At 62.7% G+C, this 16,106-nt stretch carries 14 protein-coding genes; 9 read left to right on the forward strand and 5 right to left on the reverse strand.

The window, feature by feature from the left end; translation table 11 throughout:
• Nucleotides 1–208: 208 nt before the first annotated feature.
• The 5 genes from cobJ to AC1RME_RS10965 all read right to left on the reverse strand — a co-directional run bounded on the left by cobJ (nucleotide 209) and on the right by AC1RME_RS10965 (nucleotide 5,355).
• Nucleotides 209–1,912: a precorrin-3B C(17)-methyltransferase gene (gene cobJ, locus AC1RME_RS10945; protein WP_493091197.1), complete on the reverse strand. Its 1,704-nt coding sequence runs from the start codon at nucleotides 1,910–1,912 to the stop codon at nucleotides 209–211.
• Nucleotides 1,912–2,646 carry a precorrin-2 C(20)-methyltransferase gene (locus AC1RME_RS10950; RefSeq protein ID WP_372238685.1) on the reverse strand — a complete coding sequence of 245 codons (735 nt, stop codon included), beginning with the start codon at nucleotides 2,644–2,646 and terminating at the stop codon, nucleotides 1,912–1,914. Before AC1RME_RS10950 ends, cobJ begins: the two co-directional genes overlap by 1 nt.
• Nucleotides 2,643–3,269 carry a precorrin-8X methylmutase gene (locus AC1RME_RS10955; protein WP_096819751.1) on the reverse strand — a complete coding sequence of 209 codons (627 nt, stop codon included), beginning with the start codon at nucleotides 3,267–3,269 and terminating at the stop codon, nucleotides 2,643–2,645. Before AC1RME_RS10955 ends, AC1RME_RS10950 begins: the two co-directional genes overlap by 4 nt.
• The gene (gene cobG / locus AC1RME_RS10960) at nucleotides 3,262–4,560 is read right to left on the reverse strand and encodes a precorrin-3B synthase (RefSeq protein ID WP_493091385.1); all 1,299 of its coding nucleotides are present in this window, start codon (nucleotides 4,558–4,560) and stop codon (nucleotides 3,262–3,264) included. Before cobG ends, AC1RME_RS10955 begins: the two co-directional genes overlap by 8 nt.
• Before the next feature lie 144 nt (nucleotides 4,561–4,704).
• The gene (locus AC1RME_RS10965; protein WP_096819753.1) at nucleotides 4,705–5,355 is read right to left on the reverse strand and encodes a hypothetical protein; all 651 of its coding nucleotides are present in this window, start codon (nucleotides 5,353–5,355) and stop codon (nucleotides 4,705–4,707) included.
• Nucleotides 5,356–5,540: 185 nt separating this feature from the next.
• Here AC1RME_RS10965 and cbiE point away from each other — a divergent pair, with 185 nt between their 5' ends.
• From cbiE to AC1RME_RS11010, 9 genes are all read left to right on the forward strand, one after another.
• Nucleotides 5,541–6,752: a precorrin-6y C5,15-methyltransferase (decarboxylating) subunit CbiE gene (gene cbiE / locus AC1RME_RS10970; RefSeq protein ID WP_493091200.1), complete on the forward strand. Its 1,212-nt coding sequence runs from the start codon at nucleotides 5,541–5,543 to the stop codon at nucleotides 6,750–6,752.
• Nucleotides 6,745–7,842, forward strand: a complete 1,098-nt coding sequence (locus AC1RME_RS10975) for a cobalt-precorrin-5B (C(1))-methyltransferase (protein WP_493071255.1) — start codon at nucleotides 6,745–6,747, stop codon at nucleotides 7,840–7,842. Before cbiE ends, AC1RME_RS10975 begins: the two co-directional genes overlap by 8 nt.
• Nucleotides 7,839–8,558 carry a cobalt-precorrin-6A reductase gene (locus tag AC1RME_RS10980; RefSeq protein ID WP_096819756.1) on the forward strand — a complete coding sequence of 240 codons (720 nt, stop codon included), beginning with the start codon at nucleotides 7,839–7,841 and terminating at the stop codon, nucleotides 8,556–8,558. Before AC1RME_RS10975 ends, AC1RME_RS10980 begins: the two co-directional genes overlap by 4 nt.
• Nucleotides 8,559–8,746: 188 nt before the next feature.
• Nucleotides 8,747–9,148 (forward strand): DUF2946 domain-containing protein, encoded by a 402-nt coding sequence (locus AC1RME_RS10985; protein ID WP_096819757.1) that lies wholly within the window; start codon nucleotides 8,747–8,749, stop codon nucleotides 9,146–9,148.
• Nucleotides 9,149–9,196: 48 nt separating this feature from the next.
• Nucleotides 9,197–9,676, forward strand: coding sequence for a copper chaperone PCu(A)C (locus tag AC1RME_RS10990; protein ID WP_493091202.1), 480 nt, complete (start codon nucleotides 9,197–9,199; stop codon nucleotides 9,674–9,676).
• A 21-nt stretch (nucleotides 9,677–9,697) separates the two neighbouring features.
• A complete protein-coding gene (locus AC1RME_RS10995; protein WP_096819759.1) occupies nucleotides 9,698–10,144 on the forward strand; it encodes a DUF2946 domain-containing protein in 447 nt (148 codons plus the stop codon).
• An 84-nt stretch (nucleotides 10,145–10,228) separates the two neighbouring features.
• Nucleotides 10,229–12,349 carry a TonB-dependent copper receptor gene (locus AC1RME_RS11000; protein ID WP_493091204.1) on the forward strand — a complete coding sequence of 707 codons (2,121 nt, stop codon included), beginning with the start codon at nucleotides 10,229–10,231 and terminating at the stop codon, nucleotides 12,347–12,349.
• 80 nt (nucleotides 12,350–12,429) lie between these two features.
• Complete coding sequence (locus AC1RME_RS11005) at nucleotides 12,430–13,809, forward strand: PepSY-associated TM helix domain-containing protein (RefSeq protein WP_493091206.1); 1,380 nt, start codon at nucleotides 12,430–12,432, stop codon at nucleotides 13,807–13,809.
• Nucleotides 13,810–13,971: 162 nt separating this feature from the next.
• Nucleotides 13,972–16,098 (forward strand): TonB-dependent receptor, encoded by a 2,127-nt coding sequence (locus AC1RME_RS11010; RefSeq protein ID WP_096819762.1) that lies wholly within the window; start codon nucleotides 13,972–13,974, stop codon nucleotides 16,096–16,098.
• The last annotated feature ends 8 nt before the right edge of the window (nucleotides 16,099–16,106 follow it).

Consider the following 16,106-nt stretch of genomic DNA (forward strand, 5'->3'; position numbering starts at 1 on the left):
AGTACAACGCATCTCCAAAGACAAAAAACAAAGCCATTCAAACAATGTCAACAGAAACATCCGACAACATCAACTCAACATTTTTTACCTCAATAAAATATAAACTCGCATAACTTACCCACACAAAAAAGAAAGGCCGCAAACTTCCGTTCGCGGCCTTGTCACTTAGATCCATAAGTGTTTGCAACAATTTCCGACTACACCGTTATCAACTGACCGGTCTTTCCCCATACCAGCGCGGCGTATACACCCACTCCCCGCCCTCGGTGCGAGGGAAAGTGCATGTGGTGGACGAACCGATCAGCACCATCGTGCGCATGTCGACCTGATCCGGTGTCAGCGCGCCCAACGTCGTCACTCGCAGCGTCTGCCCCGGCCGACCGATATCGCGGCCCAGCACCACCGGCGTTTGCGGTGTGCGATGTTGCGCGACGATTTCCAGCGCTCGCCCCAGTTGCCACGGACGGGCGCGGGAGATCGGGTTGTAGAACGCCAACGCCAGATCCGCTTCGGCAGCGAGATCCAGACGCTTCTCGATGATCGACCACGGCTTGAGGTTGTCCGACAGCGACATCACGCAGAAGTCGTGGCCCAGTGGTGCACCGGCCTGAGCGGCGGTGGCGAGCGACGCGGAAACACCCGGCAGGATTTCCAGATCGACGCTGTGCCACGCCGGATCCGTCGACTCGTGCAACGCCTCAAGCACCGCCGCCGCCATAGCGAACACGCCCGGATCACCGGACGAAACCACAATCACCGAACGGCCCTGAGCGGCCAGTCTGAAGGCATGGCGAGCGCGCTGCATTTCTTCGCGGTTATCGGTGCAATGCTGCACTTGATCGTCGCGGAACGGGCCGGCCATGCGCACATAGGTTTCGTAACCCAGCACATCGGTAGCCCGAGCCAATTCTGCTTTCACCGCTGGCACCATCAACTCGGCGGCACCCGGCCCGAGACCGATGACGGCCAGACGTCCGCGCGGACGACCGACCTGCGAAACATCCAGCGGCTGTTCGGCCACGGCGATGGCAATGTCGTGGGATGTTGTGATGACTCGAGCGTCTGGTACGGCATGGCTTGCCAGCTCCGCGATGTCACTCGCTGGCGCAACAAAACGTAGCGGCACCGCCAATTCAAGCGCAGCTTCACGCAATGCCGGGCTGGCCATCTGAACGTCAGCCGCCACCAGACAGGCCAGCGATTCAATCGCCACACCGGCCTGCCGCAACGCATTGCGAATCGCATCCGGCAGGTCGGCCACATCGGCACCGACCGCCACCGCCACGCTGCGCGGATAAATCAGCAACTCACTGGCGCTCGCCACGCGGGCATCGCTGCCGACGTGAATCGAGCGCTGCGCCTGCGGATCTTCCGGCAGTTGCGCCTGCTCAAGCCAAGGCGCGGCGCCATCGATGCGCACGCTGTGGCCGGCAAGCAGATCGGACACAAAGCGCTTGCCCTGCTCCAGATCGCCGAGGGCATAACCGCCGGGCGGGTTGAGCAGGCAGGTGCCAAAGCGCAACTCGCCGCTGGTGGTGATCGCCGCCGGCACTTCAAATGCAGCCGCCATCTCACGGGCCATGACATTCACCCCGCCCAGGCCGCCGAGCAGCGGCACCACGGCGCTGCCATCCTCAGCCACGGCGAGCACCGGTGGCTCGACGCCTTTTTCCAGCAGCAGTGGCGCCAGCGTGCGGATGACAATGCCGGCCGCGCACAGAGCGATAATCGGCGTGTCTTGTTGATACAGCTCGCGCAGGGTTGCGCCGAAGTCGCTGTAAGTCAGGTCGGCGCCTTCGACGCGCCCTGAAAGGCCATGAACCTGCGCGCCCGGATAGACCTGTTGAAGGCGACGGGCCGTGGCCAGCGCGCCCTGGCCGAGAATGACGATGGCCGGTGTGGGATGGGTCATCAGCCTTGCCACCGTTCGCCGGGAACAATGATCAGCGAGAAGTACGGCGACGACATCGGCTCGACCTCATCCAGCGGCACGATCTTCTGATTGGCCATGGTTGCGCGCTCGACGTACAGCGCACGCTCGGCCAGGCCCAACTCTGCCAACACGTCGCGCACTTTCGGGAAATTGCGCCCCAGCTTCATGATCACCGCCGCGTCGGCATCGGCCAGACGGCGCTTGAGCTCGTCATGAGGCAGCACGCCGGACAGCACCGACAGGCTCTGATTGCGATACACCAGCGGCGCGCCCAGCACCGATGCGCCGCCGAGCATCGAACAGACGCCCGGCACCACTTCGGCTTCGTAACGGCTGGCGAGGCGATCGTGCAGGTACATGTAGGAACCGTAGAAGAACGGATCACCCTCGCAGATCACCGCCACGTCGCGACCGGCATCCAGATGCGCCGCCACTTCTTCCGCCGCATCATCGTAGAAATCGCTGATCACTTGCTCGTAGGACAGCGGCGCCGGCAGCACTTCGGTGGTCACCGGGTACACCAGCGGCAGCAGATTCTGCGCGTCCTGCAGGTGCGCTTCGATGATGCCGAACGCATTGCCCTTCTTGCCCTTGGCCACGAAATACGCCACCACCGGCGATTCGCGCAGCAGGCGCAGGGCCTTGACGGTAATCAGTTCCGGATCACCGGGGCCGACACCCAGGCCAATCAAACGTCCTTTAGCCTGCATCATTCGATCTCCGTGGCTAGGGCATTGACCGCAGCGGCGGCCATGGCACTTCCGCCGAGGCGGCCCTGCATGATCACGAACGGCACGCCACGGCTGTTGGCGGCCAGTTCGGCCTTGGATTCGGCAGCACCGACGAAGCCCACCGGGAAGCCAAGGATCAGCGCTGGTTTCGGAGCGCCGGCGTCGAGCATTTCCAGCAGATAGAACAGCGCGGTCGGCGCGTTGCCGATCACCACCACACTGCCTTCCAGATGCGGACGCCACAGTTCCAGCGCCGCGGCCGAGCGAGTGTTGCCCAGCTCACGCGCAAGCTCCGGCACGCTGTCGTCGCGCAGGGTGCAGATCACCTCGTTGTTGGCCGGCAGGCGCGCACGGGTCACGCCTTCGGAGACCATCCGCGCATCGCACAGGATCGGCGCGCCGGCGGCCAGCGCATCGCGCCCGGCCTTGCCCGCGCCCTCGGAGAATTGCAGCCCGTCGATGGCCTCGACCATGCCGCAGGCGTGGATCACCCGCACCGCGAGTTTTTCCAGGTCGGCCGGGATGCGCGAGAGGTTGGCCTCGCGGCGAATGATCGCGAAGGAGTTGCGATAGATCTCCTGACCGTCGCGGATGTAATCAAGCATCAAGGGGGCTCCGTGAGCGGGCGGCGAGCAAGGTCGCGGCCGCTTCGATAGTAAGGTTGTGGGCGTGCAGCGCGCCGAAACCCGGCAGAGCTGCATCGCGAAAATAGAGATCGTAGTGACCGGGGCCGACCGCCAGCAGAGTCACGGCAGCCCGGTGTGCGGCGGCGCAGGAACGCGAGCAGCCGGACAGGTGCACATCCACGGTGCGTGGCAACAGCGTAGCCAGCAGGCGGGCATCGTGTTTGGTGTCGGCCAGGCCTTTGCCGCAACCGTTGGAGCCGGTGCAGGCGATCAGGTGTGACAGCGGATCTTCGGTCTGGGTCAGCAGGTTCAGCTTGCTCAGAGCATCAAGCACTTGGACTGAGTCCGCTTCCCGCACATTGGGCAGCAACAGACTTTGCCAGGGTGTGAAACGGAGGCTGCCGTCGCCAAAGGTTCTGGCCAATTGCGCGGCACCTCGCAGCATGTCCGGATCGAGACGACCGAGCGCCGGTACAGCACCGACATAGACCTGACCTGCCACTTGCTGAGGATGAATGCCGATGTGCAAGCCTTCCTGCACGGCTCCACGTTGCCAATCACCTACGGCTAGCAGGCTGATCCGCTGAGCGAGTTTTTCAAGGAGTACGGGGACCGGGTATTCATCCAGCAGATGGCGCATTCGCGTCTGCTCAGGGTGGGCCAGATCAAGGAACAGTTCCAGTACGGCGACCACCAGCGCATGTCCGTCCGCAAGCGTCACGGCGGCCAATGGTCGATCCGTCGGGCAACCCGCCAGGCCGAACGCCAACAGTGTGTCGCCGCGTGCTTCGTATGCAGACAACCACAGATCGTGGGGATGTTCGAGCATCGCCAGCGCTTCACCGCCATCCAGTTGCACGGCGAACTTGGCGCTCAACTCATGGAAACGCGGATGACGTTGCAGGGTCTCGAGGATCTGCCCGGCCAATGGGCGGGTATCAAAGTGCATCTGCCGGTCGATGCCGGCGGCCGGGCTGAGCATCAGGTTGCGCACATCGTCGCCCGCAGCGGTTCGCGGCCCGAGACCGGCGGCCAGCAGGCTGTCGATCAACGCGGCGGACTGATCGCCGATGCCGCGAATCTGCAGATTGCCCCGGTTGGTCGCCTCGATCGCCCCGCCGGCAAACCGCTCGGCGGCATTCGCCACCGCATCGGCCTGATCGGCCGAGATCGAACCGCCATCGAGCTTGATCCGGCAGATACCGCCATCCAGCGCCTGGACGATACGCAGCAACCCCGGACAGGCCGAGGGGCGAATAGCTGTGGATATCGGGCGTTCGTTCAAGGGATGACCGGCTGACGGGCAGCGCCAGGATGGGCGAAAGGTCGCCATTATGCCTGCTTTGCCCGAGTGCATGAAAATGCCTGCCGGTCGGAATAATCACGAACGCCCGATATTCTGTCTCCTCGGCGGCTATATTTCGTAATGAGCAAAGTCGAACGACATCCCTTTTATTGCCTTTTCCACCAATGGCCGACGAACTTCGATCGCGCGACGGCTCATCGACACGCGTCGAGCACGGATATCCAGTTGACTCATTGGCTGATGAACTTTCCAGAACAGGTAACTGGTCGTCAGTGTGGACTTGATGAACCTGACATTGGTAATGACAAGCTCCATATCTCCGTTCGCGTTATAACTGACGGGGATCAGTTTGAAATCGAAGGCCTTTCCGCTCAGCCCCCTGATTGTTTTCAGCAGATCAACCTCCGCTTCCAGACTCGACAATCCCGAATTCACACCACTGACTTGTTCAGGGCTGAGCCAGGGTCTTGCCAGTTTCATCCACACCTCACCGACAGTTCCCGAAAAATTCGGCTGGACGTATTCGATATCCATCTCGTCCTTCTTCCAGAAATACGAATACAGCAGGTCGGCGAAATAATCGATCCAGGGCCCGGGTTGCGTATTACTGTTGTACTGTTTATCCGCTTCTTTCTTTGCGATGTAAGTACAGTTCAATGCGAAGTCGTAATCCTCTTTCGATTGCCCTTCTACCCCCGTCAGCAAAATATCCCCTACCAGCGTCGCATGATGGGTGAGCGTTCCTGTTTTCAAATTCATTTCCCTATGTCTTCCTGCCAATCCTGGCTTTTGTTTGAGTTGATCTGAACCATAACAAACACACCCAATCCGACAACGCCTGTTCAACGACAGGAAGTTTCCGGGATCGGCAACAGACCAGCGCGAGAGAACAGCCGCCGCGTTATCATGCAGCCCTGGTACGCGCGCACAAATTGAGGAACGGCATGACGGTCTGGCTGACAGTAGTGGGAATCGGTGAAGACGGCTTCAAGGGCCTGGGCAAGAATGCCCGGCGCGCCTTGATGGGCGCCTCGCGGATCATCGGCGGTCAGCGTCAGCTGGATCTGTTGCCGGTGTGCATCCGTGGCGAGCGCCAGCTGTGGCCGAGCCCGTTTTCCCTGGCCTCGGTTCTCGAGCGTCGCGGCGAAGCGGTGTGCGTGCTGGCCAGCGGTGATCCGATGTTCTACGGCGTTGGCGCGAGTCTGGCGCGTCAGGTGCCGGGGGCCGAGATGCTGGTTCTGCCAGCCCCGTCCTCCTGCTCGCTGGCGGCCGCCCGACTGGGCTGGCCGTTGCAGGACGTCAGCGTGCTGTCGCTGGTGGCTCGTCCGCTTGCGGCCCTCAATGGTCAGTTATCCAGCGGCGTGCGCCTGTTGCTGCTGAGCAACGACGGTCAATCCCCGGCAGCTGTTGCGGCATTGCTGCGCGAGCGCGGGTTCGGCGCCAGTCGCCTGAGTGTTCTGGAACATCTGGGCGGCAGCGCCGAACGCCGGATCGACGGCACCGCCAACGACTGGAACGATCCGGTCATTGCCGACCTCAACGTGATCGCCCTCGAGTGCCTCGCCGATCCGCAGACACCGCGCCTGTCGCGCCTCGCCGGCCTTCCGGACTCGGCCTTCCGGCACGACGGTCAACTGACCAAACGCGACGTTCGCGCGATCACCCTCGCCCGCCTCGCCCCGACACCGGGCGAACTGCTGTGGGACGTCGGCGCCGGCAGCGGTTCAATCGGCATCGAGTGGATGCGCGCTCACCCGAGTTGCCGCGCTCTGGCTATCGAGGCCGATGACGGTCGACAACAGTTGATCGAACACAACCGCGATGCGCTGGGGGTTCCCGGTCTGCAACTGATTCGCGGCAGTGCACCGCAAGCCCTCGCCGGGCTGGAACGTCCGGACGCGATTTTCATCGGCGGCGGCGTTACCCGCGAAGGCGTGCTGGAAACCTGCTGGGAGCAACTGAAACCCGGCGGCCGACTGGTGGCCAACGCCGTGACCCTGCAAAGCGAAATGACCTTGATGAGCTGGCGCGAACGCCATGGCGGCGAGTTGACCCGCATCCACATCGCCCAGGCGCAGCCGCTGGGCGAGTTCGACACCTGGCGTCAGGCCTTGCCGATCACCCTGCTCGATCTGGTCAAACCCCTCGATGCGTGACGAAACCGCCGAACAACCTGCGCCCCTGCGCAGCGGCCTGACCACCGGCAGCTGCGCCACGGCCACCAGCCTCGCCGCTGCCCGCCTGTTGCTCGGTGGAGTGGTGGCGGACGCCGTGCAAATCGTATTGCCCAAGGGCAAGCAGGTGCAGATGCGCCTGGAGTTCTGCCGGCTGACCGAAGATGGCGCCGAAGCCGGAACCCTCAAGGATGCCGGCGACGACCCGGACGTGACGCATGGCGCCCTGCTCTACTCCCGCGTGCAACTGATGGCTGAGCCGGGTATCCGCTTCATCGCCGGCAAAGGCGTCGGCACCGTCACTCGGCCGGGGCTGGTGCTGGCCGTCGGCGAACCGGCGATCAACCCGGTGCCGCGCAAGATGATCAGCGATCACCTGACCCTGCTCGCCGAAGAAGCCGGCTATCGCGGCGGCTTCGAGGTGACGGTGAATGTCGAGGGCGGCGAAGCCCTGGCGCTGAAAACCATGAACCCGCGCCTGGGGATTCTCGGCGGCCTGTCGATCCTCGGCACCAGCGGCATCGTCCGGCCGTTTTCCTGTGCGGCGTACATTGCCTCGATCCATCAAGGCATCGACGTGGCAAAAACCAACGGCTACCTGCACATCGCCGCCTGCACCGGCAACGCCAGCGAAGACACCATGCGCCGGGTCTACGACCTGCCGGAAATCGCCCTGATCGAAATGGGCGACTTTGTCGGCGCCGTGCTCAAGCACCTGCGCAAAGTGCCTGTGGATAAACTCAGCCTGTGCGGCGGCTTCGGCAAGATCAGCAAACTGGCGGCCGGGCACATGGATCTGCACTCGCGCCATTCGAGCATCGACCTGCCGCAACTGGCCGAATGGGCGGCGGCGATTGGCGCCGATGACGCCTTGCAGCAAGCCATTCGCGAGGCGAACACCAGTCAGCAGGCGTTGGCGATGGCCAGTGCGGCGGGCGTTGCACTGGGCGACGAGGTCTGCCGTCATGCTCTGGAATTCGCACGCAGCGTGGTGCCGGCGCAGGTGCAGGTCGAGGTGTTTGCGATTGATCGTCAGGGCGGCATCGTTGGCCATGCGGGGGCTTTTGTATGAAACGGATTCTATTGCTGGGCGGCGTGACTGAAGCGCTGGCCATCGCGCGCACTTTGGGGCCGGAACACATTTACAGCCTGGCTGGAGTGGGCCGTGTGCCGACCGATCTGACGTGTCAGGTGCGCGTCGGCGGCTACGGCGGTGCCGAAGGTCTGGCGCAGTTCATTCGCGATGAAGGCATCGATCTGCTGCTCGACGCGACCCATCCGTACGCCGCACAAATCAGCCAGAACGCCGCCACCGCCGCGCAACTCACCGGCATTCCCTGCTGGGCCCTGCGCCGCCCGGCGTGGCAACCACAGCCGGGCGATGACTGGCGCGAAGTCGCCGACTGGGCCGAACTGATCACCGCCCTCGAACCCTTCCGCCGCCCCCTGTTCACCCTTGGCCGCGAACCGCTGCAACACCTCGATGAAATCCCGGCACACCACTTCTGGACCCTGCGCGCCCTCGACGTTTATCCCGGCAACGAACGCTGCGAAGTCATCGGCGCCCGTGGACCGTTTCTGCTGGAGGATGAGCGGGCGCTGTTCGAACGCCGGCAGATCGACGTGCTGATCAGCAAGAACAGCGGCAGCACCGCAACCGAGCCGAAACTGGAAGTGGCGCGGGAGCTTGGGGTGCCGGTGATGGTGTTGAAGCGGCCGGGGTTGGCGGGGGTTGATCGGGAGTTTTCGACGGTTGCTGACGTCATCGCGGCTCTTGAAAAACCTTGATCGGGACGGAGCTTTTTTCATCTCGCGATAGCTTCAGTTGTTGACGCAAGTCCCATGCAATGCAAATTCGAGCCGCTACACTCTCTTGAAAGTGCGCTGCGACACCAAACCGCACGACGCTTTTTTACTTATCGGCCCTGATCAGGCTAAATAGCCGCGCCTGATCGCCCACCCTACGGACCTGTCCCATGAACCGACACCGGCTCGCATTTGCCTGGATCGCCTGCTTCGCAGTGCTGTTCAACATGCTCGCCATGCCGTTGACGGGTGCCATGGCGCAGGCGGCGCAGACACCGGCCGAGCAGTTGCTGTGGAGCAGTTTCTGCACCGGCAGCGGGACGAAGATGGTGGCGATCGACATCGGCAGCCTCGATCAGAAAGCACCGCAAAGCGGTGACAATCATTCGACCATGCAGCATTGCTGGTGCTGTTCCGGATCGGCGCCGGTGGTGGCGTTGCCGGGGCATTCGCCGCAGCTGTACTTCGCCCGGTACGAAAGCAATCGCAGTGTGGCGCCCGCCTTGCTGCAAGCCCCGACACCGCGCCAGCAATGGCCGAGCCTCAATCCCCGCGCCTCTCCTCTGGTTTGATTTGTTCCCGCATTTGACCTGCGTTTCAAATCGTTCTGGAGAACTGCCATGTTGAACAAATTCATCGTCATCGCTGCGCTGTTGCTGCCTGCGTGCTTCGCCCATGCCCACGAATACAAGGCCGGCGAGCTGGAAATCGCCCACCCGTGGTCGCAGGAACTGCCGCCGAATGCGCCGACGGTTGCCGCGTATTTCATCATTCACAACGGCGGCAAAACCGCCGATCGCCTGCTCAGCGTCGATTCGCCCATCGCTCCGACTGCCGAACTGCACGAACACGTGATGCAGGGCGATCTGATGAAGATGCAACAGGTGCCGAACGTAGCGATCCCGGCCGGCGAGAACGTGACCTTCGCGCCGATGGCCTATCACGTGATGCTGATGAATCCGACCGACCGCAGCCTCCTGACCGACGGCAAGCGCTTCCCGCTGACCCTGCACTTTGAAAAGGCCGGTGACGTGACCGTCGAAGTGGCCGTGCAGAAGAAGCCACCGCAAGACATGCCGGAACACGCGCACGCCCAGTAACCCCTTCGGCAGACTCCGCCCATGCGCCCGCGCAGCGCCAGGTCGTCCGTGCAACGCCGTCAGACTGAACACCTGACACGCGGCAGCTGGATCGCCCTGTTCGCCATGTTGATGATCTTCATCGGCCCGCTGATTTCTCAGTCGATGCCGATGGATCAGCACGCCTCGACTTCGATGCCGATGAGCATGGACATGTCGATGGACATGGCGGGCATGGATCATTCCGCGCATGAAGCGAAACCCTCGGCCGAACACTGCCCGCCGCAATCGTCGCACCATGTGTTGTGGGAGAAATGCGGCTATTGCAGCCTGCTGTTCAACTGCCCGGCACTGACCGGTGGCGGCAGTTTTGCCACGTTCAGCATCGCCCACGTCAACACCTTCACCACGCCCTCACCACGTCTGGGCCATGCCCGGCAGACTTTCTTCCCCGGCGCCCGCACCCGCGCCCCGCCCGTCGCAGCGTAAACACCCACCTCTGATTGCACACGGTTGAGAAGACAGCTTCAGGCTGCCGGCCGTGTCGTTTACGACTGTTTGATGGAAATTGTCATGTCCAGGTTTTCTGCTGTCCCACGCTCGGGTTCTGCCCCGGCGTCCTTCGCCCTGAACGAATCGCGCATTCGTTTCAGGCACGCTACCGCCGTCCTTTGCGGCGTTCTGCTGTCCCCGCTGGTCCACGCCGATGAACACGCCGGCCACACAGAAGAACTGAGCCCGACGGTGATCACCGCCATCGCCCCGAGCTCGCCGCTGACCATCGTCACCAACCCGAAAGACCCGCGCCAACCGGTGCCGGCCAGCGATGGCGGCGACTATCTGAAGACCATTCCCGGCTTCGCCCTGGTGCGCAACGGCGGCACCAACGGTGATCCGGTGCTGCGTGGCATGTTCGGTTCACGTCTGAACATCCTCACCAACGGCAGCATGATGCTCGGCGCCTGCCCCGGCCGGATGGACGCGCCGACCTCGTACATCTCGCCCGAGACCTACGACAAACTCACCGTGATCAAAGGCCCGCAAACCGTGCTCTACGGACCGGGCGCATCGGCCGGCACAGTCCTGTTCGACCGCGAGCCAGAGAGCTTCGGCGAACTCGGCACCCGCGTGAATGCCAGCGTGCTGGCCGGCTCCAACGGACGCTTCGACAAAGTCGTCGATGCGGCGGCCGGCGGCTCGCTGGGCTATGTGCGCGTGATCGGCAACACCGCGCATTCCGATGACTACCGCGATGGCAACAACGACACCGTCGCCTCGCGCTACGACAAGTGGAACGGCGACGTGGCAGTGGGCTGGACCCCGGATGCCGACACCTTGCTGGAGCTGACCGCCGGCAAGGGCGACGGCGAAGCGCGCTACGCCGGGCGCGGCATGGACGGCTCGCAATTCCTGCGTGAAAGCCTCGGCCTGCGCTTCGAGCAATCCAACATCACCGATGTGCTGGAGAAGCTCGAAGCGCAGGTCTACTACAACTACGCCGACCACGTGATGGACAACTACACCCTGCGCACGCCATCCGGCACCGGGATGATGGCAGGTCCCATGGCGTCCAACGTCGACCGCCGCACCCTCGGCGCGCGGATCAAGGCGACCTGGCGCTGGGCCGATATCCAGCTGATCACCGGCCTCGATGCGCAGACCAACGAACACCGTCAGCGCGCGGCCATGGGCATCGACGCCTACAAGGATCTGCCGCGCAACAAGGACGCCGACTTCCATAACTACGGTGTGTTCAGCGAAATGACCTGGTACGCCGCCGACCGTGACCGCCTGATCACTGGCGCCCGGGTCGACCGTGCCTCGGCCAAGGATTATCGGCAGACCACCGGATCGGGAATGATGTCCCGCCCGAACCCGACCGCAGGCGATACCCGCGCCGACACCCTGCCGAGCGGTTTCATCCGTTACGAGCATGACCTGGCCGACAGCCCGACCACGCTCTACGCCGGTCTCGGCCACGCCCAGCGGTTCCCGGATTACTGGGAACTGTTTTCGCCCAAGTCCGGCCCGGCCGGCTCGGTCAATGCGTTCGATTCGATCAAACCGGAAAAAACCACTCAGCTCGACTTCGGCGTGAACTACAAGGACGCCGACCTCGAAGCCTGGGCCTCGGGCTACATCGGCGTGGTACGCGACTACATCCTGTTCGACTACACCCCGACGATGATGGGCATGAGCACCTCCCGCGCCGAGAACATCGACGCGCGGATCATGGGCGGTGAACTCGGTGCCGCTTACAAACTCACCGACCACTGGAAAGCCGATGCGACCCTGGCCTACGCCTGGGGCAAGAACAGCAGCGACGGCAAGGCGCTGCCGCAAATGCCACCGCTGGATGCACGTTTCGGCCTGACCTACAGCGAAGACAACTGGAGCGCCGGCGCACTGTGGAGAGTGGTTGCCGCGCAAAACCGTATCGACCAGAACAAGGGCAACGTGGTCGGCAAGGATTACGACAAGAGTTCGGGCTTCGGCGTGTTCTCGCTCAACGGTGCCTACCGGATCAACAAGAACTGGAAGGTCAGTACCGGCGTCGACAACCTGTTCGGCAAGGCTTACGCCGAACACCTCAACCTGGCGGGCAACGCCGGGTTCGGCTACCCGGCCAACGACCCGCAAGCCATCAATGAGCCGGGGCGCACGCTCTGGACCAAGGTGGATATGAGTTTCTAACCCTCAAGGGCACTCGCTCCCCTTGAGGGAGCGAGTGACAACAGACAACTAGAAGATCCAAGCCAAGCGGAGCACTCGTGATGAAACAGCCCAAACCGAATTTCTACAACCTGGCCTGGCGTTGGCATTTCTATGCCGGATTGTTCGTCGCGCCATTCATGGTGATGCTGGCCCTGACCGGCATCATTTACCTGTTCAAACCGCAACTCGATTCGCTGATGTACAGCAGCCTGCTGAACGTCCCGGCCGGGCATCACACCGTGCCGGCCGATGACTTGCTGCAAAAGGTCAAAAGCGCTTATCCACAAGGCCAGGTCACCCAGTACCTGCCGCCAGCGAACGCCGAGCGCAGCGCGCAATTCTTGGTGAAGAACGCCGGCCATGAGCTGAACGTGTTTGTCGATCCGTACCACGGCGACATCCTCGGCGAGCAGGACGCCAAGCAAAACCTGCAAGCGCTCGCCCGGGCGATCCACGGCGAACTGATGATCGGCACCATCGGTGACCGGCTGATCGAACTCGCCGCCGGCTGGGGCGTGGTGCTGCTGGTGTCCGGGGTTTTCCTGTGGTGGCCGCGAGGTCAGGCCGCCGGAATACTGTGGCCACGCCTGAACAGTCGCGGTCGCGTTCTGTGGCGTGATCTGCATGCCGTTACCGGGTTCTGGGGTGCGGCATTGCTGCTGGTGATGCTGCTCAGCGGCATGACCTGGACCGGGTTCTGGGGCAAGCAGTACGCCCAGGTGTGGAACGTGTTCCCGGCGGCGATGTGGGACAACGTGCCGACCTCCGACGTCGAGGCCGGCAGCCTCAACAACGCCGCGCGCCAGACCGTACCCTGGGCCATGGAAAACACCCCGATGCCGATGTCCGGCGACCACGCCGAACACATGGCCCACGGCGGCATGCAACACGGTCCCGCCGCGCCGATCATCAGCCTGCAGGACGTGCAGAACATCGCCATTGAGCGCAAGGTCGAGCCGGGCTACAGCATCACCCTGCCGACCACCGCCACCGGCGTATTCACTATCGCAGTGTTCGCCGACGACCCGCGCAACGATGCGACCCTGCACGTCGATCAGTACACCGGCAAGGTGTTGGCCGATGTGCGATTCGAGCAATACGGTGCCGTCGCCCGGGCCACGGAAATCGGCGTGATGCTCCACGAAGGCAAGATGTTCGGCACCTTCAACCAGATCATCGTGCTGCTGATCTGTCTGATGATTCTGCTCAGCGCCGTCAGCGGCGTGGTGATCTGGTGGAAGCGTCGCCCGCAAGGAAAATTCGGCGTACCACCGCTGCGTCACGATCTGCCGAAATGGAAAACCGGCGTGGCGATCATGCTGGTTCTGGCGGTGGTGTTTCCACTGGTGGGCGCTTCGCTGGTGGTGGTGTGGTTGCTGGATCGGCTGCTGTTGTCGCGTCTGGGCCGACAAGCTGAATCTGCCTCAACTTCATCATGAAACAGGCGAGATGCGCGACCTAGACAGATCTTTAAACTGCCGGGGCTTAAACTCCGGCAATCTTTAGTGTTACTGTATAACACTAATTTGCTGCTCTGCCCGCAGCCATGCATTGCCATGAGCCTGCGGGCTTTTCTTTTGAAGAAGTGATTCACCACCCCGATGAACAAGTACCTCTTGTCCAGCCTCTGCCTGTTCGCCCTGAACAACAGCGCCCACGCCGACAGCGCGCCGCTGACGCTGCCCACCGGCACCATCACGGCTCTGGCCAATGACGACCAGACCGTCAGCCTGACCACGCCGACCAGCGCCGGCTCACGCCTGAACCTCAGCGCGATGGAAACCCCGGCCAGCGTCGAAAGCCTGAGCGGCGAGCAAGTCCGCGCTCGTGGCGACCGCAGCGTGCAGGACGCGGTGTCGCGCAGTACCGGCATCAGCCGAACCGGCACACCGGGTGATGGCGGTACTTCGTTGCAGGCCCGGGGTTTTACCGGGCAGAGTTCGGTGATGCAGTTGTATGACGGCAACCGGATGTACACCGGCATGGGCACCGTGACGTTCCCGGTCGACACCTGGTCGGTGGAGCGCGTCGACGTCCTGCGCGGCCCGGCCTCGGTGCTGTACGGCGAAGGCGCGACCGGTTCGGTGGTCAACGTGATCCCGAAGAAACCGTTCGAAGGCGAAATCGAAAACCACGTGCGCGTCGGTTACGGCTCGTTCGACAGCCAGCAACAGGCGTTCGACAGCGGCGGTTCGCTGACCGACACCCTGAGCTATCGCCTCAACCTCAACCGCCTGCGCAGCAACGGCTGGATCGATCGCGGCGACTCGTCCAGCGACTTCATCAGCGCCGCCCTGCGCTGGCAGGCCACCGATGATCTGACTTTCACCCTCGCCCACGATTACGGCGACCAACGCCCGCAGAACTACTTCGGCACACCGCTGATCAACGGCCAGTTGAAGGACAGCCTGCGCAACAAGAACTACAACGTGCGCAACGACAAGCAGCACTACAACGATCAATGGACACGCCTGACCACCGATTGGCAGATCAACGACGCGGTCAGCGCCAGCAACGAGTTGTATTACCTCAAGGCTCAGCGCCGCTGGCAGAACGCCGAGAACTACAACTTCGACGCTGGCAGCCAACAACTCAGCCGCAGCGGTTATTTCGGCATCGGCCACCAACAGGAACAGGTCGGCGACCGCCAGACTTTCACCTTAAAGCATTCGCTGTTCGGCCTCGACAGCCAGACCGTGACCGGCGTCGATTACAACCGCATCCGCTTCCAGCTCAACAGTAACTCGCCGTTCAACGACGTATTGCCGAACGGTCAGCCGCTGGATCTGTATCACCCGCAAACCGGTTATTTCGAGAGCGCCGACCCGTATCGCGATCAGTTCGACAGCACCACCAGACAGATGTCGGTGTTCGCCGAAAACCGCACGCAACTGAGCGAGCGCTGGTCGCTGGTAACCGGCGTGCGCCGCGACTACGTGCACGTGGATCGCAACAACCTGGTCGACGGCAGCCAGAGCGACAAGACACTGACCGGCAACAACTGGAAGGCCGGGCTGGTGTTCGCGTTGACGCAGGACACCTCGTTCTACGGTCAGGTCGCTACCAGCACCGATGGCATCGGCGGTTTGATTTCTCTGAGCCCGAGCCAGCAGCAATACGACTTGTCCACCGCGCGGCAAACCGAGATCGGCATGAAGCAGCTGTTCTGGGACCAGCGTGGCGAATTCACGCTGGCGGCGTATCGCATCGTGAAGAAGAAGCTGCTGACCGACGATCCGGGCAACCCGACGCTCAAGCAGCAGGTCGGCCAGCAATCGTCGAACGGCCTGGAAGCCAGCTTCGATCTGCAACTGCCAAACGCCTGGCAACTGCAAGCCAACGCCGCCATCGTTAAAGCCAAGTACGACGATTTCGAAGAGGTGGTCGGCGGCGTGCCGGTGTCGCGCAACGGCAATCGCCCGGTGGACGTGCCACGTCGCACGGCGAACCTGTGGCTGAGCAAGGCGCTGACCGATGACCTGAAAGCCGGCGCCGGCGTGCGTTATGTCGATGCGCGCTACGCCGACATGGCCAACCGCAACGAACTGCCGAGCTACACCGTGGTCGATGCGACGCTGTCGTGGAAAGCCCTGCACAACACCACGCTGGGGTTGCAGGTGAACAATCTGTTTGACCGGACCTATGCGCAAAGCCAATACAATGAGGGGCAGCAGTGGATTCTGGGTGAGCCTCGTTCGTTCTTTGTCACAGCTGACTACACCTTCTAGAACAGGAA

This window comes from Pseudomonas sp. GW822-FHT03F08 (genome assembly GCF_058801265.1).

Bases quoted from the DNA above. Each gene is read 5' to 3' on its own strand.
- cobJ (WP_493091197.1), bottom strand. From the start codon at position 1,912: ATGACCCATCCCACACCGGCCATCGTCATTCTCGGCCAGGGCGCGCTG.
- AC1RME_RS10950 (WP_372238685.1), bottom strand. From the start codon at position 2,646: ATGATGCAGGCTAAAGGACGTTTGATTGGCCTGGGTGTCGGCCCCGGT.
- AC1RME_RS10955 (WP_096819751.1), bottom strand. From the start codon at position 3,269: ATGCTTGATTACATCCGCGACGGTCAGGAGATCTATCGCAACTCCTTC.
- AC1RME_RS10965 (WP_096819753.1), bottom strand. From the start codon at position 5,355: ATGAATTTGAAAACAGGAACGCTCACCCATCATGCGACGCTGGTAGGG.
- cbiE (WP_493091200.1), top strand. From the start codon at position 5,541: ATGACGGTCTGGCTGACAGTAGTGGGAATCGGTGAAGACGGCTTCAAG.
- AC1RME_RS10975 (WP_493071255.1), top strand. From the start codon at position 6,745: ATGCGTGACGAAACCGCCGAACAACCTGCGCCCCTGCGCAGCGGCCTG.
- AC1RME_RS10980 (WP_096819756.1), top strand. From the start codon at position 7,839: ATGAAACGGATTCTATTGCTGGGCGGCGTGACTGAAGCGCTGGCCATC.
- AC1RME_RS10985 (WP_096819757.1), top strand. From the start codon at position 8,747: ATGAACCGACACCGGCTCGCATTTGCCTGGATCGCCTGCTTCGCAGTG.
- AC1RME_RS10990 (WP_493091202.1), top strand. From the start codon at position 9,197: ATGTTGAACAAATTCATCGTCATCGCTGCGCTGTTGCTGCCTGCGTGC.
- AC1RME_RS10995 (WP_096819759.1), top strand. From the start codon at position 9,698: ATGCGCCCGCGCAGCGCCAGGTCGTCCGTGCAACGCCGTCAGACTGAA.
- AC1RME_RS11000 (WP_493091204.1), top strand. From the start codon at position 10,229: ATGTCCAGGTTTTCTGCTGTCCCACGCTCGGGTTCTGCCCCGGCGTCC.
- AC1RME_RS11005 (WP_493091206.1), top strand. From the start codon at position 12,430: ATGAAACAGCCCAAACCGAATTTCTACAACCTGGCCTGGCGTTGGCAT.
- AC1RME_RS11010 (WP_096819762.1), top strand. From the start codon at position 13,972: ATGAACAAGTACCTCTTGTCCAGCCTCTGCCTGTTCGCCCTGAACAAC.